Consider the following 19,319-nt stretch of genomic DNA (forward strand, 5'->3'; position numbering starts at 1 on the left):
GTGGCGGACAGAGAGGGATTCGAACCCTCGGTAGGCTTTCACCTACACACGCTTTCCAAGCGTGCGCGATCGACCACTCCGCCACCTGTCCGTTTCCACGACGCGCGTGAAGACGCCGGAGGTCGATCCGGCGCGAGGCGAGGCTGATAGAACACCCGGACCCCCTCGGCAAGCGCCTGAACGCATCCCATATAGGGGTTCGACCGTTCGCCCGGAGTTCGCGCCATGCTGTTCAGGAAAACCCCCGAAATGCCGACCACCGACGAGGCCCTGCCGGGCCGTTCGGCGCCGCTGCACACCGACGAGGTGCACTATGTGACAGGTCGGCCGTTGAAGGGGCCGCATCCCGAGGGGTTCCAGACTGCCGTCTTCGGCATGGGCTGTTTCTGGGGCGTGGAGCGGATCTTCTGGCAGCTGCCGGGAGTCTGGGTCACTTCGGTCGGCTATATGGGCGGGATCACGCCCAATCCAACCTATGAGGAGACCTGCACGGGCCGCACCGGCCACGCCGAGGTGGTGCAGGCGGTCTTCAATCCGCACGAGATCAGCTACGGCGACCTGCTCAAGGCCTTCTGGGAAAGCCATGACCCGACCCAGGGCATGCGCCAGGGCAATGACGTGGGCACGACCTACCGCTCGGCCATCTATTGGCTGAACAACGACCAGAAGGCCGAGGCCGAGGCGTCGCGCGAGGCCTATCAGGCGGCCCTGTCGAAGGCGGGGCGCGGGACGATCACCACGGAGATCGCCGAGGCGGGCCCCTATTATTTCGCCGAGGACTACCACCAGGGCTATCTGGCCAAGAACCCCACCGGCTATTGCGGCATCGGCGGCACCGGCGTGGTCTGTCCTATCGGCGTCGGCGTCGAGGCCTGAGGGTGCGCCTGCCGCGCATCGGCGACTGATCCGACGACGAATTGACCGGGAATCCGGCCATGGCCGATGGCATCGTGGCCGCCAAGCAGACGAAGAAGGCGCGGGCCGCGCTGGGCTTTACCTAGAGCCTTGCTCTAATCGGCAGGCCGCGCCTTCTCCTCCGCGATCCAGCGGTCCATGCGCTGGTCCAGCAGGGCCATGGGCAGGGGGCCGTCGACCAGCAGGGCATCATGGAAGCGGCGCACGTCGAACCGGTCGCCCAGCCCGCGCTCGGCCCGCGTCCGAATCTCGCGCAGGCGGATCTCGCCGATCTTGTAGGCCGTGGCTTGGCCCGGCCAGCCGATGTAGCGCTGCAACTCCGTCTCGATGTTGTGCGGGGCGAGGGCGGAGTTGTCGCGGAAACAGGCGCGGGCCTGTTCGATGTCCCAGCCCATCCAGTGAATGCCGGTGTCGACGACCAGACGACAAGCGCGCCACATCTCGTAGCTGAGCCGGCCGAAGCGCTCATAGGGGGTGCGATAGAAGCGCATCTCCTCACCGAGGAATTCGGCATACAGGCCCCAGCCCTCGACGAAGGCGGTGACGTCCACGCCGCGCCGGAAATAGGGCTGGTCGTCGGCCTCCTGTTGCAGTGCGATCTGGAGGTGGTGGCCGGGGACCGCCTCATGCAACGTCAGGGCCGGCAGCTCGTACAGCGGGCGCTGATCCAGCCGGCTGGTATTGACCATATAACCGCCCGCGACGCCGTTCTTCAGCGAGCCCTGAAAGTAGCGGCCGGTGGTGTAGTTGGCCTCGATCTCGGCAGGGACGGGACGCACACCGTAGGGGGTGCGCGGCAAGGTGCCGAACAGGGCAGGCATGCCGTCGTCGGCGCGCTTGGACATCTCCGACGCCTTCTCCAGCAGGTCCTCGCGCGTCGTGGCGTAGAACTGCGGGTCGGTGCGCAGGAAGTTCAAGAAACCAGCGAAGTCTCCCGTCCAGCCCGCCGCGACCATCTCGTCCTGCATGCGGGCGCGGATGCGCGCGACCTCCTGGCGTCCAACCGCATGGACGTCATCCGGTGTCATGTCCGTGGTGGTAAAACCGCGCACCAGATAGGCATACAGCGCCCGACCGTCGGGGCGGTTGACCAGACCCAGGGTCTCGGGAGCGCGGGGCAGATAGTCCTCGCGCAGGAAGCGTGCCCATTCACGGCGGCGGGGCATGATGTCATCAGCCACGACGCGGGCGGCCTCGGCGCGGAGCCGGGTCTGTTCAGCAGCGGGGATGGACGCAGGCAGGGTGGCGAAGGGCTTTAGCAGAGGGTCGCTCCCGGGCGTCAGGGCCGCTTCCGGTTCGATCAGGCTGAGCGCGTTCTCGACGGTCGGTCGTGGCTGGACGAGGCCGGATTCGAGGCCGCGGCGGACGTTGGCGAGCTGATCGTCATATCCCTGCGGCATGGCCTCGAGGCGCGCGATCCAGGCCTCTCCGTCGGCCAGGGTCGCGACGCGGGTTACGCTGGCGATATAGCCGAAGGACTGGCCGGGCCCGCCCTCGGAGTTGAAGGCCTCGAGACGTCCCGTATCCAGCGGAATGCGATCGCGCGAGCGGCGCACGACATAGATCAGAAAGGCGTGGTTCAGCCGGTCGTCTTCATTCAGCGACGCCGGATCGATGGTGGCCAGTCGGTCAGCGAAGCCTTTCAGAATCGGCTCCTGCGCGACCTCGAAGGCGCGGGACTGGTCGGGCAGGCGGGTCATGGCGGCCCGGTCGCCCTCGGTGCCGGCGGTATAGGGGTCGATGCGGCGTTGATAGGCCTCGTAGTCGGCCAAGATCGACGCGAAGGTGGGGTCCTGTGCCGGAACGGCCGCTACCGGCGGGCTTGACGGGGCCGTCTGGGCCAGCGCGGGCTGGACGAGGACGAGCAGGGCTGCGGCCCCGGTGGCGGCCAAGGTCTTCATTGATGTCCTCCCGACGTTCAAGGGATTGCATCGGACCGACGGGCGCGCGTCAACCCGCGTCGTCAGCCGCAGAAGGTGAAGAAGCGCTCAATGTCGGGCCGGGTAGCGGGGTGGGGCGCATAGGTTTCGCGCGTTCCGTCGCGCCAAAGCGCCAGCCAACCCAGCCTTCGAAAGCGCTGGAACACAGGGTCTTTCGTGGTGGCGTCGGCGGTGAGGAACAGGCCGTCGTTGAGCTCAGAAGGCTCGGAGCGGGCGAGGTACAGCTCGGTGTCGCCGCCGGATTCGACCCGGATGGCAGACTCTGAACCCGCCGCGGCCATGGCGCTGAGTTCGAGCCGACCCGAAGCCCGGCCGCAGTCCAGTCCGATCCTCAGATCATCGCTGGCTTCCAGCCCATAGGCCAGACGGGCGTTATCGTCTTCGGCGCTGAAGAACCAGTCGTGGTCCGCGATGGGCAACGGCGCTGACGGCGGCCCTGAAAATGGCGCTGACGCAGGCTCGGTCTTCGCCACGGGGCGGGGGCCTCCCGCGCAGGCGGTGAGGCCGAGGATGGTCACGGAGATCAGTGTCAGAAGGGGCGCGCGCATCGGGTATGGCTCCGGGGTCAGCCAGAGCAAAGTTCGGCGAAGCGGCGCAGTTTGGCAAGATGGGGGCGGGACACTTCGACCGACCGCCTCTGTTCGGCGACCGTCACAGACATCCGCCCGTCTGTGGCGAAGGCGGCGAAGACCGGGTGGTCGGCGCGCAGGGCCAGTTTGAGACTTCCATCGCGGCCCGACTCAGCGGGCGTCACCGCGGAGGCATCGCCCGCCGCCGCCCGGGCCATGCCGCCCGCCGTTGCGCTGCCATAGAGGGTGACCCGCGCGACGCTGCTTCCTGGATCGCACTCCAGGGTCACGCGAAGGTTGGGTGTGTCGGGCACTTCGTTGGCCAGCACGACCGGTGCGTCGTCGGCGTAAAGCGTCCACGTCCACGCCGGTTCAGGCGGAGTGGCCTGCGACAGAATGGCGAATGCGGCGACGACGTCGATCATGTCTTAGTCCCCCAGAAGACATAGGTGATCAGGCGCGGCCCTTTAGGCAATAGGCGAGCACTTCGGAAATCTTGTCGCGTTCCGCTCGACTGGCGGGCAGATCGACTTCCCCGGCATCTCCGACTACGGTCAGCTTGCCATCACGGGCGAGGCCTTGGAGGGCAGGATCCCGCACGGCGATGCTGACGATTTCCGCCAAGCCGCCGCTTAGAGGGTCGATGGCCATGGCGCCCAACGAGGCCTCGGTCAGGCGCGAAGACGCCGGTCGAACTTCGCCATAGACCATGGCCTGGGTCTGACCTGGCTGACAGGTGAACATCAGGACCAGGTGGTCCGAGTTCTCCAGGCCATAAGCCACCTTGGCCATCGGGCCTTCATTGCTGACGTGCCAGCCCATGGCCGACGTCTCCGTTGTGGCCGGAGCTGAAGGCATGTCCTCATATGTCGATTTGGACTGGGCCGCGAAGGCGGCCAGTGCGAGGACGGCGACGGCGGGGATGGCGAACTTCAGCATTGGAAACACTCGCGTCTGACAGGCAAACGCTGGTTTCCATCAACGGTTCACGGCTCCGCTTGGAGTTGGCCCAATCCACACGACGCTGTGGCCAATGGGCCGCGCTGTCAGAACGGGCTGAAGCGTTCCACCAGCGACTGGGCCGCGGGCGAGGCCTGGACCCGGCTGATGTCGCCCCGGCCGCCGTAGCTGATGCGGGCCTCGGCGATCTGGGTGTGGGCGATGGTGTTGGCCGAGGAGATGTCTTCCGGCCGTACGACGCCGGCGACGGTCAATTCGCGCACCTCGCGGTTGGTGCGGACCTCCTGACGGCCCTGGATGACCAGATTGCCGTTGGCCATGACGCCGGTGACGACTGCGGCGATGGTCAGGCTGACCTTTTCCGAGCGGTTGACCGAGCCCGACCCGTTGGCGTTGGACTCGCCTTCCAGCCCGACCAGGTTCTGCGGGTCGAAACCGCCCGGGAAGGCCTTGCCGAGGCTGTTCTCCAGACCGAAGAAGTTGGTGATGCCGCCGGAGATGTCGTTCGATCGGCTGCGCTGGGTCGAGTTCTGGGTCTGGGCGCGGTCGTCGATGTCGATGTTGACCGTCACGATGTCGCCGACGCTGCGCGCGCGCTGGTCGCCGAAGAAGGTGCGCGCGCCCGTCCGCCACAGGCTGTTGGCGCTGGCGGCGCGGTCGGCGTGCTGCTGGGCGGCCGAGGCCATGATTAACTGGTCGGTCGGCATCAGGGCGCTGGGATAGCCGATAGGCGCCAGTTCGGGGCCACGGATGGCCTCGACAGCTGTCGAGCATGCGCCGAGCGAGACAGCGACGACGGTGACGATCAGGGCGGTACGCATGGCTGAATTCTTCCTAACGGGCGGCGAACTGTTGGGCGCGGACGGATTGGGCGCCGGGACCGGCGATGGCCTGACCCGGCGCTACGGCGACGGCGTCGATGACGCGGCTGGACTGTAGATTGCGGATGGCGATGCGCTGGCCGACCGCCGCATTGCCTTCGGCCCGGCCCGAGATGGTCAGGCGGATGCCGTCGGTCTCATAGGCGACCTCGACGATGTCGTTCCGACTGATGACCCTGTCGGCATAGGCCGTCCGGACAGGTGCGGGACGGGCGGCGACGGGGCCGGAAGCCGCTGTGGCGTTAGGGGCCTGGGCTGCGCCCGGGGACAGGGCGGCGTTCCTGACCACCACCCGGCGCAACCCGGTCGGATTTGCCCAGTCCAGCCCGGCCTGGCGGGCCAGCGATTGCAAATGACCGGCCTCGAACACTATCGAGGGCCCCGAGCGCGTGCCGATGGCCACGCCGGAAGCCGCGCCCGCGTCGTCGAAGACGTCCCCTAAGGTCACGCGACCGTCCGAATCCACGGGATTGGCCTTGAGGGTGACGGGCCCGGCAAAAGCGACGCCCGCGAACGCCAGGGCCGCGGCGACGCCGAGGATCAGCGTCCTCATGATTTCACCTGCGCGCTGACCGACAACATCTGGTCGGCGGTGGTGATGACCTTGGAGTTCATTTCATAGGCGCGCTGGGCGATGATCAGGGCGCTGATCTCGGCCACGGCGTCGACGTTGGAAGCTTCGGTATAGCCCTGCAGGATGTCGCCGAAGCCGACTTCACCCGGGGCGCCGACGTTGGCGGGGCCAGATGCGGCGGTCTCCAGCAGCAGGTTGTCGCCGATGGCTTCCAGACCCGCCTCGTTGAAGAAGGTGGCCAGCTCCAGCTGTCCGACGACCTGCGGCTCGGTCTGACCTTGGGTGATGACCTGGACCTGGCCCGACTTGGAGATCGACACGTCGATCGCATCCTGCGGGATCGAGATGTTGGGCTGGACCGCATAGCCGTCGTCGGTGACCAACTGGCCCTCTCCGTTCAGCGAGAAGTTGCCGGCGCGGGTAAATCCCGTCTCGCCCGAGGGCATCAGGATCTGGAAATAGCCGCGCCCGTCGACCGCCATGTCATAGCGGTTGCCGGTCTGGCTGGGCGTGCCCTGCTCGGTGACGCGATAGACCGAGCCGGCCTTGACGCCGGCGCCGATCTGGATGCCGGTCGGGACGACCGTGCCTTGGCTGGACGACTGCGCGCCCATCCGCTCGACGTTCTGGTACAGCAGGTCCTGGAACTCAGCTCGCTGACGTTTGAAGCCGACGGTGTTCATGTTGGCGATGTTGTTCGAGATGACCTCGACATTCAGCTGCTGGGCGGCCATGCCCGAAGCTGCGGTTCTGAGCGCGCGCATGTCTCAGCTCTCCCTTAACTGACCCGGCCCAGCCGCTCGACGGAGCGGCGCGACAGGTCGCTGGCGTTTTCTATCATCCGGGTCACGCTCTCGTAGGCGCGCTGGATTCTGATGAGGTTGGTGATCTCGAGGATCGGATTGACGTTGGAGCCTTCCAGCATGCCCTGGCGCACCTGCGCCTCGGGCGCGTCGAGCGCGGCGGCGTTCGAGGCGTTGCGGTACAGGCCGTCGCCGCCCTTCTCGAGGGCAGCCAGGGTGTCGAAGCGCACGATGGCCATCCGGCCCACGGCCTGGCCGTTCTGGCTGATGGTGCCGTCGGCGGCGATGGCGGGCTCGCCCAGCGAACGGTCCAGAATGATCTCGCCGCCGTCGCCCTGAACGGCCGCGCCGCCCTGGGTGGTCAGCCGGCCCTCGGGGTCCAGCGTGAAGGCGCCGTCCCGGGTGTAGGCGTCGCCCTGTCCGTCCTGCAGCTTGAAGAAGGCACCGTCGCCCTCGATGGCGAAGTCCAGCGAGCGGCCGGTCTGCTCCAGCGCGCCCTGGCCAAAGTCGCGGCCAACGCCCTTGTCCAGAACAAAGCTGACGCCGGGCCGCACGAAGGCGTTGCGGGCGCGCTCGCCAACCTCAGTGCCCAGCAGCAGTTGCTCAACCTTGAAGCCGCTGGTGTCCGCGTTAGCTATGTTGTTGGCCACGACGTCCAGCTCGCGACGCAGGGTCATCTGGCGGGACAGTCCGACGTAGGCGGCGTTTTCCAATGGTCGGCTCCTCTCTACCCAGTCTTCGCAACAGGCGTGCCAGATGGACCGATCCAGTCGTGGCGGGCACTTGACCAGTTTCGACGTTGACGCCACCCGGCAGGATTTGCCGGTTCTTAGCGCCTCGTTAACCAAAACCGGCTCGAATGGATCAAGAGATTCTCGGGGCGTTCCGCATGTTCAAGTTCGGCAAGAAAAAAGGCGTGGCCGCGGATGACGCCGCCAACCTTCCCGTCGCCACGGACGGCGTCGTCGTCGAGGGCGAAGACGACGCCGCGCCCAAGAAAAAGAAGCTGCCCCTGCTGTTCATCGTCATCCCCGCAGCGCTGGTTGTGCTGGGCGGGGGCGGAGGCGCGGCCTTCTTCCTGATGCAGCCCAAGCCTGCTGCCGCAGACGAAGGCGATCGTGGCGCGGAGAAGAAGGGCGGCGACCACGGCAAGGCCGAAAAGAAGAAGGACGGCGGGCAAAGCAAGGGTGCCGAAGGCGAGGCCGATCCCGCGCTGGGCGTCATTGCCGAGGGCCCTGACGGCGTCACCTTCTACACCCTGCCGGATATGGTGGTGAACATTCAGGCCGCAGACGGCCGTCCGACCTTCCTGAAGTTGAAGCTGACGCTGGAGATGAAGGATGCCGCTCTGGCCGAGCAACTCCAGGCCGAGATGCCCCGGATGCAGGACATGTTTCAGGGTTTCCTGCGTGAACTGCGGCCGGAAGACCTGGCCGGATCGGCGGGCAGCTTTCAGCTCCGCGCGGAAATCCTGCGACGGGTCAATCTGCTGGCGGCGCCGGGCAAGGTCGACGCGGTCCTGATCGAAGAAATGCTGGTGAATTAGGCATGACCGACGCCGCCTTCGCCGACGCCGATCCTATCGACGGCGCGGCCGATCCGCTGGACGATGAAGCCCCCGTCACGCAGTCGGAACGCGTTTTGAATCAAGAAGAGATCGATAGTCTTCTGGGCTTCGATCTAGGCGATGACGACTCCTCCGAACGGTCGGGCATTCGCGCCATCATCAACTCGGCGCTGGTCTCCTACGAGCGGCTTCCGATGCTGGAGATCGTCTTCGACCGTCTGGTGCGGTTGATGACTACCAGCCTGCGCAACTTCACCAGCGACAACGTCGAGGTGTCGCTGGACAACATCTCGTCGATCCGGTTTGGCGACTATCTAAACTCGATCCCGCTGCCGGCCATCCTGGCCGTGTTCCGGGCTGAGGAACTGGATAATTACGGCCTGCTGACGGTTGATTCCAACCTGATCTATTCGATCGTAGACGTGCTGCTGGGCGGCCGTCGCGGCACGGCGGCGCTGCGGATCGAGGGGCGGCCCTACACCACCATCGAGCGGGTGCTGGTCCAGCGGATGGTCGAGGTCATCCTGGCCGATGCCCAGGCGGCGTTCGAGCCCTTGACGCCCGTCCACTTCAATCTCGACCGGCTGGAGATCAACCCCCGCTTCGCCGCCATCGCGCGGCCGGCCAACGCCGCCATTCTCGTCAAGCTGCGGATCGACATGGAGGACCGTGGCGGTCGGGTCGAGTTGCTGCTGCCCTACGCCACGCTGGAACCCATCCGCAAGATGCTGCTGCAGCAATTCATGGGCGAGAAATTCGGCCGCGACAACATCTGGGAAGGCCACTTGGCCACCGAGCTCTGGACCACCGAGACCGAGGTGCGAGCCGTTCTGGACGAACAGCAGTTGCCGCTGTCGCAGGTCCTCGCGCTGAAGGTCGGGGATACCCTGATGCTGAACGCCCTGCCGGATTCGGACATCTCGGTCCGGTGCGGATCGATCCCGGTCACGATCGGGAAGATGGGCCGCAAGGGCCAGAACATCGCCGTGCGGGTCGAACAACCGATCAGCATCGAAGTGGCCTCGACTTTGACGAAGGGACGACGCGGATGACCGGGATGGTTCTGGACGGCGTGCTGATGCTGCTGCTCGTCGCGGCCCTGGGTTACGGGGTTCGCCTGGAGCGAAAACTGGCGGCGCTGCGGGCGGGTCAACTGGCTTTCGCCTCGGCGGTCACCGATCTGAACACCGCGGCGGGACGCGCCGAAGCCGCCTTGGCGTCCCTGCGAGCGTCGGGTCAGGAAACGGACCTGCTGCACGACCGCATCATCAAGGCCCGGGAAGTGAAGGCCCAACTGGAATCCCTGATCGCGCGTGCGCCCGCCATGCCGATCAGGGCGCCGGCGGCGGTCCAAGACATCGATCCGGCTGCGTCCCCGACCCCAGCTGTCGCGCCCGCAGTTAAAGACGACGAGCGCGCCTTGCGCATGGCGGCCCTGGCCCAACGCATCAAGGGCATCGCGCCGTCCGTCGCCCGCGCCCCAGCATCGGTCGCCGGCGGCAACAACGTGGCCGCTATCCTCGGCGCCCTGACCGCTAACCAATCGGCGAAGCAAAGCCTAAACCGCGCGCGGCGTAGTCTGGACGAAGACCTCTTCGCCGCCTGACCTTTCCCTTGGCTCTGTGCCCGGCGCGTGCCGCCGGGCGATTTGAGAGCCGTATCGAGTAGCCGATCATGAGCAAGTTTCCCCGCCTGTTGCCTCTGATCGCCGTCGCTATCGGCGGGGTCGTGGCCGTCCGGGCCGTCGGCGTGGCCCCCGGCCTTTTCGAGGGCGCGCGCGCCTGGGCCGAGGAGGCGACACCCGCCGCCGCGCCGGCCAAGCCAGCCGCCGCCATCTGCGCCCTGAGTCCCGAGCAACTGGCTCAGCAGGCCGGCATTTCTCCCGCCGAACTGCGGATCATTCAGTCGCTGTCCAACCGCCGCATCGAGCTGGATGCGCGCGATACCGATCTGGCCTCAATGCTGCCCCTGATGGCCACGGCCGAACAGAAGCTGGACGCCAAGGTCGCGGCTCTGGAGGTGGTGAAGGCCGAGGTCCAGGCGCTGCTGGGTCAGGTTGACGATAAGGAGAAGGCGGAGACTGATCGTCTGGTCGCGGTCTATTCCGCCATGCGTCCGCGCGAGGCGGCCCGGGTCTTCGCGACCCTGGACGACGACGTGCGCCTGCCAGTCGCCGCCGCCATGCGCCCGCGCTCGCTGGCTGCGATCATGGCCCAGATGGAACCTGACGCCGCCCGTGTGCTGACCGAAAAACTGGCGCGGAGATTCGCCGCCCAGCGCCAGCTCACCGCCCGCGCCGCCGCCGCGGTCGCGCCGGCTCCGACGCCGGCTCCGACGCCGGTTGCGGCGACGCTGCCGACCGCCCCCCCGCCCGCGCCGACGACGACAGCCCAGCCCGCCGTATCCGAACCCGTTGCCGCGCGACCGGCGGCCCGGCCTCCCGTGCGCCGGCCCCAGCCGCGTCCCGCCGCCGCGGCGCCGAAACCTGCGGTGACCACCCCGCCGACCACGGCCCAGCCTGTCGGAGAGCGTCCATATCAACCGTCGCCCGCAGCCGCTGCGGCTGCGGGCGCGAACCCGCCTCGCCAATCGGTCGAGTAGTTCCTCTTTCCCGTTCAGAGCGAAGGCGAAGACAATAAAAAGGGCCGCGTCCGGCGAGGACGCGGCCCTTGATCGTTCCGGACGGGCTAAAAGCCTATTCGATGTCTTCGTTCAGCAGACCGACCTTGAAGAAGCCCTTGGACTGCAGCTCGTTCATGACTTCCATGAACTGGTTGTATTTCACTTCGGCGTCGGCGCGGACGAATACGCGCTCCTGTTTGCAGTCCGTGGCCACGTTCAGGGCCGCGCAGACGTCGGCGGTGAGGCCTTCGAGCGAGGTCTGTTTGTCGGCGATGAAGATCGAGCCGGTTTCCTGAATGGTGATGTAGACGGGATCCGGCACTTCGGTCGGGTTCAGCGGCGGAATCGCCGGCGGCAGGTCGAGGCGGATCGACACGGTGGCCATGGGTGCCGCCACCATGAAGATGATCAGCAGCACCAGCATGATGTCGACGAACGGCGTGACGTTGATGTCCGAGTTTTGTTCGACGGTGTGTTTGCCACCACCAGATCCGGAGAGTTTGGAACCCATCGCGCTTGTTCTCCATCAGGCTCGGCGCAGGACGCGGCGAGCGACGCTGTAAGCTTCGAACCGTTTCTTGGCGTCCCCGGCCCGGCTTGTAAAGCGGGTTAAGGCCCCTGAGGGTTCCAGAGAGTTCGTTACGCCTGAATTACGCCTGACAGGCGAGACGATCACCCCTTGGCGAGGTTGAGGAAGCGATCCTTGAGCGCCGCGTCGGTCTTGAAGACGCCAGTGAATTTTGTGGTGATGGTCGATACATGGCGGTGGTGCACGCCACGCGTGGTCATGCACTGGTGTTCGGCGTCGATCATGATGGCCACGCCGGCCGGCTTCAGATTGGTCTCGATGGCCTCAGCGATCAGCTGTGTCAGGGTTTCCTGGGTCTGCAGGCGGCGGGCGAAGATCTCGACCACGCGGGCCAGCTTGGAGATGCCGACGACCTTGTCAGTCGGGAAGTAGGCGACGTAGGCCTTGCCCAGGAAGGGGGCCATATGGTGCTCGCAGTGGCTCTCCACCTCAATGTCGCGCAGCAGAACCATGTCGTCATAGCCCTGAACGTCCTCGAAGGTGCGCGAAAGTTCCTTGGCAGGATCAGCGTCATACCCGTCGAACCACTCACCGTAGGCGTCAACGACCCGCCTGGGCGTGTCCTTGAGGCCTTCGCGATCGGGATCGTCGCCGGCCCAGGCCAGCAAGGTGCGGACGGCCTTCAGGGCCTCATCGCGCGACGGGCGGGTCACGGAATCGTTAACGCTCACCAGAGCGGGGGCGACAGGGGTGGGGCTCATGTCTCGTTCTTCAGCGGCATAGTAGCGCCGGGACGATGGTCCCGGATGGACGCGCGCCGCGCTCCCTGAATTGTACGGCTGTCCGCTGTTCGCGGAGGCACCGAAGCCGCTATATGGGCGACCCAATCCGTCCTGCAAGAAAACGAAGGCCGCCGCCACACTATGTCGCTGACGATATACGACACTCTCCACCGCGAAAAGCGCGTGTTCCAGCCGCGCGATCCCCGGCGGGTGACCCTCTATGTCTGCGGACCCACGGTCTACGACTATGCTCACATCGGCAACGCGCGCCCGCCGGTCGTATTCGACGTTCTGACGCGGCTGCTGCGCCGGACCTACGGGGCCGCCAAGGTCGTCTATGCCCGCAACGTCACCGACGTGGACGACAAGATCAACCAGAAGGCCGCCCGCGAGGGCACGCCCATCGGCGACGTCACGTCTCGCTACGAGGCCGCCTATCTGGAGGACATGAGCCGATTGAACGTCTCGCCGCCGGACCTCGCGCCCCACGTCACCGACCATATCGACGCCATCGTCGCCCAGATCGGGGCGATCATGGACCAGGGCTGCGCCTACGCCGCCGAGGGCCATGTGCTGTTCGACGTGTCATCCTACCAAAACTACGGTCGGCTGTCGGGCCGGAATCTGGACGACATGATCATGGGGGCCCGCGTTGAGGTCGCTCCCTACAAAAAGAACCCGCACGACTTCGTCCTGTGGAAGCCGTCGAAAGAAGGCGAGCCGTCGTGGCCGTCGCCTTGGGGTGAAGGGCGGCCGGGCTGGCATATCGAATGTTCGGCCATGATTGAGGAGACGCTGGGCCTGCCCATCGACATCCACGGCGGCGGCATTGATCTGGTGTTTCCGCACCATGAGAACGAGATCGCCCAAGGCGTATGCGCCCACGGCCACGCCCACGCGCCGGATGCCCACGCCGAATACAGCCGCTACTGGATGCACAACGGCTTTCTGACCGTCGACGCCGAGAAGATGTCCAAATCGGTCGGCAACGTCCTGCTGTTGCATGACCTGGTTCAGGCGATCCCAGGCGAGGTGGTGCGTTGGGCGCTGCTGAGTGCCCATTATCGCCAGCCACTGGACTGGAACCAAAGCCTGCTGGATCAAAGCCGAAAGGCGCTGGATCGGCTTTACGGGGCGCTGCATCGCGCCGCAGACGTCGAGGCTAGCGACGATCAGCCGCCCGCCGACTTCCTGAAGTCGATCGAGGACGACTTGAACACGCCGGGGGCCATGGCGACCCTGTTCGCCCTGTCCAGCGAGATCGAGCGGGCCATGACGGCGGGCGACGCCGCATCGGTCGCGCGGGCAAAGGGCCAGCTCAAGGCGGCTGCGGACCTGCTGGGCGTGCTCCAGGCCGAACCGGCGACCTGGTTCGACGCGGGCGTCGATGACGTTTTCAGGACCGAGGTCGAGGGTTTGCTGGAACAGCGCGCCGCCGCCCGGGCGGGCAAGGACTGGCCAGAGGCGGACCGCATCCGCGACCGGCTCAATGCCCTGAAGGTGGTGGTCATGGACGGCCCGACTGGCGCGACATGGCGCGTAAAGGCCTGATCTACCCCGCCCGGCGGATCAGCTCGTCGGCCAGGGCTCCGGTCAGATAGCCGTCGGCCAACCGCTCGTTGGCGATCTGCCAGCGACGCAGGGCCGCGCGAGTGTTGGTGCCGACGACGCCGTCCACGCCCTGGGTGTCGAAGCCGAGCGCGGTCAGCGCCCGCTGGGCACCGATCCGTTGCTCGCGAGACAGGGGCGCGTCGTCTGGCCATGTGGAGACCAGACCCGCCTTGCCCGCGATGCCGTCGGCGGTCAGGCCGATGGCCAGCGCATAGGACACCGAGTTGTTGTATCGGCGGATCACATAATGGTTCGGCAAGGCCAGGAAGGCCGGGCCACGCGCGCCCTGCGGCAGCAGGATCACCGCCTCCTCCAGCGCCTCGGCGTCCGTCGGCATGCCGCCGCGCGACAGGGTCACGCCACGCTGGGCCCAATGGCTCCAAGGATGACGCGGACCCTCGGCCTCGGCATAGTCGAAACCGGAGGGAAGGGTGACCTCGTAACCCCAGCCCTGACCGCGCTTCCACCCGGCCTGCGCCAGCAGATTGGCCGCACTGGCCAGCGAATCGGCGTCCGAGCCCCAGATGTCGATCTTGCCGTCGCCGGTCTGGTCGATGCCGAGACGCAGATAGTTGTCAGGCATGAACTGGGTCTGGCCCATGGCCCCGGCCCAGCTGCCCTTCAGGCCCGCGCGGTCGCGACGGCCGTCGATGACGATGTCCAGCGCGTCTTTCAGCTGGGCCTCGGCCCAGTCGCGGCGGCGGCCGTCATAGGCGAGGGTCGCGAGCGAGCGGATGACGTCATAGTCGCCCTGAATGGCTCCGTAGCCGCTTTCGTTGCCCCAGATGGAGACGAGGATCTCGGCAGACACGCCGAATCGCTGGGTCACGTCCCACGGCACGCGATCCATGCGGGCCTTGCCTTGGGATATGCGGACGGCCGAGGCGGCGGACTGGATATAGGCGCCGGCCGGGCGGCTGAACTCAGGCTGGTTGCGGTCGAGGCGAATCACCGAGGGGTCGGGGGTCAGACCGGCCAGTTCGCGTTCGTACTGGGACCGCCGCGCCCCGCCACGGCGGTCGAGGAAACCCTGTTTCCAGCCGTCGAACCCGGCCTGATCGACCGGACCGGGTGCCGCCGCAGGGGACGGCGCCGACACAGCCGGCAACGGAGTGGGAGCCATCGACGGGAGCATCGGTGCCATGGGCGGCGGCTCCGGCAGCATGGGCGCGCAGGCGGCGACGGAGGCGATGAGAAGGAGGCGAAGGCGGATGCGCATGACTACATGCTAATGTCCCCGACGGCGGTCCGCGATAACAAACGCGCGACCCCACGTTTTCGCCAGTTCTAAAGCCCCTTGATGGCGAAAGCGTTGCCGCAGATGCCCTGTTTTGGGCGGTTAACTTTCAATCCCTTGGGATTGGTAGCGCGCGTGGGGCACATTGTCCTCGCTCTGAGGATGTCCGATATGGCCTCGTGGCGGAGGGGCGACTCGTGCCCCCCCAGCCCGCAGACCCTCCGTTCAACACGGAGGCCAAGCCTCCACCATCTCGATTGGTGACCTGACGCTCACCGCGCGGCGGCTCGCTGATTGAGGGCGGGATGCATCGTGTCCGACGCGCCTGCTCCCGATATGACTTTGGCGGCAAGGAAGCCTGCCCGTCTGGTTGACGAACCCGGGAAGCCTCTCTATACGCACCGCTCCGCCGCAGGTTCTTCCCGCGGCTTTTCTGTTTTGTTTTGCCTCAGGACGACGACCATGAAGGTCCGCAGCTCGCTCAAGTCGCTCAAGACCCGCCACCGCGACTGCAAGGTCGTGCGCCGCAAGGGCGTGGTCTATGTGATCAACAAGACCGACCCACGCTTTAAGGCGAAGCAGGGCTGAGGCATCCTTGGCGCGATAACGCGAGCGACGCGGTCGCTCGCTGTTTGAGCTTGGTTTTCCACAGGTCGCGGGCTTTGTCCGCGGCCTTTTTCGTGCCCAGAGCCCAACTGGCGTTGAGCCGGCCGTGCGGGCATGGTTAGCGTCCGCCTTCGTATCTCTTTCCGCTTTTCAGGAGTCCGCCCGTGGCCGACGACGCATCCTTCGACGCCAGCCCCGACGTGCTGACCTCCGCCGCTCAAGGCCGCCTGCGCACCGTGATCGAGCGGCTGGAGCGGCTGGAAGAGGACAAGGCGGCCGTGATGGCCGACATGAAGGAGGTCTTCCTCGAAGCCAAGGGCGAAGGCTACGACGTCAAGATCCTTCGCAAGGTCATCCGCATCCGCAAGCAGGACAAGGCCAAGCGGCAGGAAGAGGACGCGATCCTGGATCTGTATCTGTCGGCCCTCGGCGAGATCTGACACCTTCCATCCGATAAGCCCGGCGAAAGCCGGGACCTGGTCCTGTTCAGCATGACACCCTGTTTCTGGACAAACGGCAGCGGGTCGGCTTCCCTGTTCCATCGTCGAAGCACTGGGTCCCGGCTTTTGCCGGGATGAGCGGGATCATGAAACGCAAGCCGGCGGCCTCGCCCTTTGAAGCACAACGCAAGGCCGCTCAGCGCGCGGCCTTGAACGCCCTGAAGCGCGCCCGACGCTCGGCTGAGAAGGCGGGCGTTTCGCTGTCCGAATGGGAGGGCGAGTTCCTCGACTCCGTCAGCGAGCGGGTGGAGACCCACGGCCGGGCCTTCGGCGATCCTGAACTGGGCGCGCCCGGTCAGGCCCTGTCGTCGATGCAGGGCCGCAAGCTGAAGGAAATCACCGCCAAGGCCAAAGGTGAAGCGCCAAAGTACCGGTGGGGTCGAAAGTCGTCCCCACTGGTGGCCGACCGCTCCTAAAACAGAATTTTGCGCAAGGTCAGGCTGACCGTGCGGCCTTGGGGGTCGAGGAAGTCCGGCTGATAGTTCAAGGGCGTGTCGCCGGCGCTCGACGTCACTTCAGGCTCGCTGTCGAACAGGTTCTGGATGCCGAGATTGATCCGCGTGCCCTTGAGGAAGGGATAGCGCGCGATCCAGGACGTGCGCGAGGCCAGGTCGATGAAGACGTTCAGGTTGACAGTCGCCTGGTCCGCGAACTCGAGGTCCGGGCCGGTCCCGCCGTCGATGCGGGTCGAGGAGCGCCAGTTGGCGTTGACGAAGGCCCCCATGCCGTTCTTGAACACGCCGCCCTGGGCCTGAATCTCGTGCCGCGAGCTGCCACCGCGGCCGCCGGTGGCTGCGCCGTCCAGCAGGTCCAGCACGGGCAGGCCGTCGGTAATGACGATCTCGTCCTGGATTCGGTAGGTGTGATAGATCGACACGTTGAAGCGGCCCTGGCCGGGCATCATGCCGCCACCGCGTCCGCCTCCGCCGCCACCCCAGCGCATGAATTGGCCGCCGCCGCCCGCGCCGCCCGCGCGGGGGCCGCGATCGGGGCCCCCGCCAGCTCCGGGCGCGCGAGCGACCGCCGGTCCGCCCGTCGCGGCACCCGCCGGACCCGCGCCCGGCCGACCAAAAGCGCCCAGCGTCGGGGCCGTGGGCGTTCCGAACGCCTTGGAGAAGTTGAACCCCGTGCGGATGTCCTGACGCTCGGCGCTCGCGAAATTGAGGGGGCGGGCGTCGAAGGAAACCAGATTGCCTGCCTCACGGACGAAGCGGGCGGGCAGGGCGGCTTCCAGGTCCGGCGTGATGGCGGGGAAGCCGTTGATGGAATCGTCCGTCGTGCTGCGGGTCCAGGTCGAGTTGAGCGTCAGGTCGCCTTCCTTCAGGGGACGCAGGGTGACGCCGGCCTTGAAGACCTTGCGGTTGTCGGATTTCAGGTTCGGATTGCCCCCGTTGATGCGGGTGACCAGCACGGTCCGGTTGGTCCTGAAATCGAACACCGGCACGTTTGGCGCGGCCAGGAAGGGATCGTTCAGCTGCGAGATCGAGGGCGCGCCCTGTTCGTCGGTGTAGCTGACGAGGAATGAAAGGGGATCAACGGGCGACCAGTTGACGCCGAAACCGAGCGTGCTCAGCCCGCCGAAGTCTGACAGGTCCTCGTAGCCGACGTTGAAATTGGCCGATAGGTCACCGAGCTGTTCCAGAACGCCGGAACCGGTGATCGGCAGGTCGAAGCTGGCCTGGGCGTTCAAGCGGTCGCGCGACTGGCTGCGTGCGGTGAACACGCCGGCGCGGCTGCTGGTGGAGTCGAGCGAACGGGTGTCCGCGCCGAAGCGGAAGGTCGACGAGACGTCGCCGGCGGGCAGTTCGAAGACATCGCCGTTCAGCACCAGTTCGGCCGCCAGACTTTCCGACACCGAATTGGCGGTGTCGATCGGCAGGGCGGTGAAGTCGACCGGCGACAGCACGCCGAACGGATTGGCGCCGGCGTCGTTGGCGGTCAGTCGGGTCTGGAACGGTGTCGCGGAAAAGCCGCGTCCGGTCGTGGTGTCGCTTTCGATCCGGTCGTAGGCGCCGGTGACGGTCCAGCGCCACGCTTCGCCGAGGAAGCCGTCGAGAACGATGCCCACATTGCCCGTCAAAGTGTCTGACTGACGCGACAGGCTGGCCGGGGCGTCCAGGTAGCGGTAGACCAGAACGTCGTCCGCGAAGGGCGAGAAGGGGTTGCCGTCGCGCAGGTTCAGCACCAGTCCCGGCAGGCCGTTGAAGCTTTCGGTCGAGGTGTCTTCGAGAGCGACGTTGATCGTACCCTGGGTCGTGCCGTTGATATCGCGCTTGTAGGTGCCGCGCGCCGAAGACTGCTCGGTGGCCGACAACAGGGTGCGGTAGGCGGAAAGATCGCCCGAGCGCGGGTCGCCAAAGACTGAGGCGAAGTTGGCAATGGTTGGCGCGCCCGAAGCCGGCACGGGGGCGATCCTCGCGGTCGAGCCAACCCGGGCCGACAGAGCCGAATCAATCTCTGTGTCGAACGGCGACCCAGAGATGTTGCCGATCAGGTCGAAGGGCGTCGAACCCGGATCGCGGACGATGTCGCGCTCCGATTCAAAAAGAGGCGTGGCCCGCTCGTATTCGACGTCCAGCGACATACGCTCACCGGCCGAGATGCGCAGGACGTTGCCTCCGACCTCGGTCGAGGTGCGGCCCCCTTCAGTGGGCTGGCGAGACTGGACCTGGCCCGACACCGATCGGAAGTTGGACTTGAGGATGAAGTTCACCACGCGCTGGTCGGCGCGATAGCCGAACTGAAGCGCGGCCTCTTCGGGCAGGATGTCCACCCGCTCGATGGCTTCGGTCGGAATGCCCTGGATTTCACGGAAGCCGGTGGTCCGACGGCCGTTGACCAGCAGGACCGGCTGGTTGTCGCCGCGACCTCGGGTGCTGCGCGTGACGGGTTCCAGATAGGCCAGCAGTTCGGCGATGTCGCCGGCACCGTAGGCCTGAATCTCTTCCGCGCTGAGGCTGAGGTCTGGCGCGATGTCGGTGTCCACCGCGCCGCGGGGACGCGAGCCGCTGACCGAAACGGTGCCAAGGTCGAATGAGCCGGGATCCGCCGTCGCCGCCGGCGAGGGCGCGTCTTGCGGCGGCGTTTGCGGTTGAGCTTGCTGAGCCGGTGCCTGCGGTGGCGGTGCGCTCGTAGGAACAGTCTGGATCACGCCGGCCATCAGGCCGGACAGGGCGGTCGTCACGAGCAACATGCAGGAAATCCGGGGGGGGGGGGGGGGAAA

At 66.5% G+C, this 19,319-nt stretch carries 21 protein-coding genes and 1 tRNA gene; 9 read left to right on the plus strand and 13 right to left on the minus strand.

What is annotated here, in order from left to right:
- Window position 1: 1 nt before the first annotated feature.
- A tRNA-Ser gene (locus tag ACESMO_RS04360) sits at window positions 2-91 on the minus strand.
- Between the two features lie 134 nt (window positions 92-225).
- Here ACESMO_RS04360 and msrA point away from each other — a divergent pair.
- Complete coding sequence (gene msrA, locus ACESMO_RS04365; protein ID WP_372706963.1) at window positions 226-876, plus strand: peptide-methionine (S)-S-oxide reductase MsrA; 651 nt, start codon at window positions 226-228, stop codon at window positions 874-876.
- 134 nt (window positions 877-1,010) lie between these two features.
- On the opposite strand, the gene ACESMO_RS04370 is transcribed toward msrA, so the two are convergent.
- From ACESMO_RS04370 to flgF, 8 genes are all read right to left on the minus strand, one after another.
- Window positions 1,011-2,816, minus strand: coding sequence for a DUF885 family protein (locus ACESMO_RS04370; RefSeq protein WP_372706964.1), 1,806 nt, complete (start codon window positions 2,814-2,816; stop codon window positions 1,011-1,013).
- A gap of 62 nt (window positions 2,817-2,878) precedes the next feature.
- Window positions 2,879-3,403 carry a hypothetical protein gene (locus ACESMO_RS04375; protein WP_372706965.1) on the minus strand — a complete coding sequence of 175 codons (525 nt, stop codon included), beginning with the start codon at window positions 3,401-3,403 and terminating at the stop codon, window positions 2,879-2,881.
- A gap of 17 nt (window positions 3,404-3,420) precedes the next feature.
- A complete protein-coding gene (locus ACESMO_RS04380; RefSeq protein WP_372706966.1) occupies window positions 3,421-3,849 on the minus strand; it encodes a hypothetical protein in 429 nt (142 codons plus the stop codon).
- Window positions 3,850-3,877: 28 nt separating this feature from the next.
- A complete protein-coding gene (locus tag ACESMO_RS04385; RefSeq protein WP_372706967.1) occupies window positions 3,878-4,363 on the minus strand; it encodes a hypothetical protein in 486 nt (161 codons plus the stop codon).
- Between the two features lie 107 nt (window positions 4,364-4,470).
- On the minus strand, window positions 4,471-5,205 hold the full coding sequence (gene flgH / locus ACESMO_RS04390) for a flagellar basal body L-ring protein FlgH (RefSeq protein ID WP_372706968.1): 735 nt from the start codon (window positions 5,203-5,205) through the stop codon (window positions 4,471-4,473).
- A gap of 13 nt (window positions 5,206-5,218) precedes the next feature.
- Complete coding sequence (locus ACESMO_RS04395) at window positions 5,219-5,818, minus strand: flagella basal body P-ring formation protein FlgA (protein ID WP_372706969.1); 600 nt, start codon at window positions 5,816-5,818, stop codon at window positions 5,219-5,221.
- The gene (gene flgG / locus ACESMO_RS04400) at window positions 5,815-6,603 is read right to left on the minus strand and encodes a flagellar basal-body rod protein FlgG (protein ID WP_372706970.1); all 789 of its coding nucleotides are present in this window, start codon (window positions 6,601-6,603) and stop codon (window positions 5,815-5,817) included. The genes ACESMO_RS04395 and flgG overlap by 4 nt, the downstream gene beginning before the upstream one ends.
- A 14-nt stretch (window positions 6,604-6,617) precedes the next feature.
- A complete protein-coding gene (gene flgF / locus ACESMO_RS04405; protein WP_372706971.1) occupies window positions 6,618-7,355 on the minus strand; it encodes a flagellar basal-body rod protein FlgF in 738 nt (245 codons plus the stop codon).
- A gap of 146 nt (window positions 7,356-7,501) precedes the next feature.
- On the opposite strand from flgF, the gene ACESMO_RS04410 reads away from it, so the two are divergent.
- The 4 genes from ACESMO_RS04410 to ACESMO_RS04425 all read left to right on the plus strand — a co-directional run bounded on the left by ACESMO_RS04410 (window position 7,502) and on the right by ACESMO_RS04425 (window position 10,810).
- A complete protein-coding gene (locus ACESMO_RS04410; RefSeq protein WP_372706972.1) occupies window positions 7,502-8,188 on the plus strand; it encodes a flagellar basal body-associated FliL family protein in 687 nt (228 codons plus the stop codon).
- A gap of 2 nt (window positions 8,189-8,190) precedes the next feature.
- Window positions 8,191-9,261, plus strand: coding sequence for a flagellar motor switch protein FliM (gene fliM / locus ACESMO_RS04415; RefSeq protein ID WP_372706973.1), 1,071 nt, complete (start codon window positions 8,191-8,193; stop codon window positions 9,259-9,261).
- On the plus strand, window positions 9,258-9,815 hold the full coding sequence (locus ACESMO_RS04420; RefSeq protein ID WP_372706974.1) for a DUF6468 domain-containing protein: 558 nt from the start codon (window positions 9,258-9,260) through the stop codon (window positions 9,813-9,815). Before fliM ends, ACESMO_RS04420 begins: the two co-directional genes overlap by 4 nt.
- Window positions 9,816-9,883: 68 nt before the next feature.
- Entirely contained in the window at window positions 9,884-10,810 is a 927-nt protein-coding gene (locus ACESMO_RS04425) for a MotE family protein (protein ID WP_372706975.1), read from the plus strand.
- A 94-nt stretch (window positions 10,811-10,904) separates the two neighbouring features.
- On the opposite strand, the gene ACESMO_RS04430 is transcribed toward ACESMO_RS04425, so the two are convergent.
- On the minus strand, window positions 10,905-11,342 hold the full coding sequence (locus tag ACESMO_RS04430) for a biopolymer transporter ExbD (RefSeq protein ID WP_372706976.1): 438 nt from the start codon (window positions 11,340-11,342) through the stop codon (window positions 10,905-10,907).
- Window positions 11,343-11,503: 161 nt separating this feature from the next.
- Window positions 11,504-12,121: a GTP cyclohydrolase I FolE gene (folE, locus tag ACESMO_RS04435; protein ID WP_372706977.1), complete on the minus strand. Its 618-nt coding sequence runs from the start codon at window positions 12,119-12,121 to the stop codon at window positions 11,504-11,506.
- Between the two features lie 162 nt (window positions 12,122-12,283).
- Here folE and cysS point away from each other — a divergent pair, with 162 nt between their 5' ends.
- On the plus strand, window positions 12,284-13,693 hold the full coding sequence (gene cysS, locus ACESMO_RS04440; RefSeq protein WP_372706978.1) for a cysteine--tRNA ligase: 1,410 nt from the start codon (window positions 12,284-12,286) through the stop codon (window positions 13,691-13,693).
- 1 nt (window position 13,694) lies between these two features.
- Here the strand turns inward: cysS and ACESMO_RS04445 are convergent, their stop codons facing one another.
- On the minus strand, window positions 13,695-14,972 hold the full coding sequence (locus ACESMO_RS04445; RefSeq protein ID WP_372706979.1) for a lytic murein transglycosylase: 1,278 nt from the start codon (window positions 14,970-14,972) through the stop codon (window positions 13,695-13,697).
- A gap of 480 nt (window positions 14,973-15,452) precedes the next feature.
- On the opposite strand from ACESMO_RS04445, the gene ykgO reads away from it, so the two are divergent.
- The 3 genes from ykgO (at window position 15,453) to ACESMO_RS04460 (ending at window position 16,512) form a co-directional block, all read left to right on the plus strand.
- Window positions 15,453-15,578 carry a type B 50S ribosomal protein L36 gene (gene ykgO / locus ACESMO_RS04450; protein WP_055832286.1) on the plus strand — a complete coding sequence of 42 codons (126 nt, stop codon included), beginning with the start codon at window positions 15,453-15,455 and terminating at the stop codon, window positions 15,576-15,578.
- Window positions 15,579-15,760: 182 nt separating this feature from the next.
- Window positions 15,761-16,036: a DUF2312 domain-containing protein gene (locus ACESMO_RS04455; protein WP_372706980.1), complete on the plus strand. Its 276-nt coding sequence runs from the start codon at window positions 15,761-15,763 to the stop codon at window positions 16,034-16,036.
- A 146-nt stretch (window positions 16,037-16,182) separates the two neighbouring features.
- On the plus strand, window positions 16,183-16,512 hold the full coding sequence (locus ACESMO_RS04460; protein ID WP_372706981.1) for a hypothetical protein: 330 nt from the start codon (window positions 16,183-16,185) through the stop codon (window positions 16,510-16,512).
- On the opposite strand, the gene ACESMO_RS04465 is transcribed toward ACESMO_RS04460, so the two are convergent.
- The gene (locus tag ACESMO_RS04465; RefSeq protein WP_372706982.1) at window positions 16,509-19,289 is read right to left on the minus strand and encodes a TonB-dependent receptor; all 2,781 of its coding nucleotides are present in this window, start codon (window positions 19,287-19,289) and stop codon (window positions 16,509-16,511) included. The two genes, ACESMO_RS04460 and ACESMO_RS04465, sit on opposite strands and share 4 nt — an antisense overlap.
- Between the last annotated feature and the right edge of the window lie 30 nt (window positions 19,290-19,319).

The organism is Brevundimonas sp. (genome assembly GCF_041688735.1).
GTDB lineage: Bacteria > Pseudomonadota > Alphaproteobacteria > Caulobacterales > Caulobacteraceae > Brevundimonas.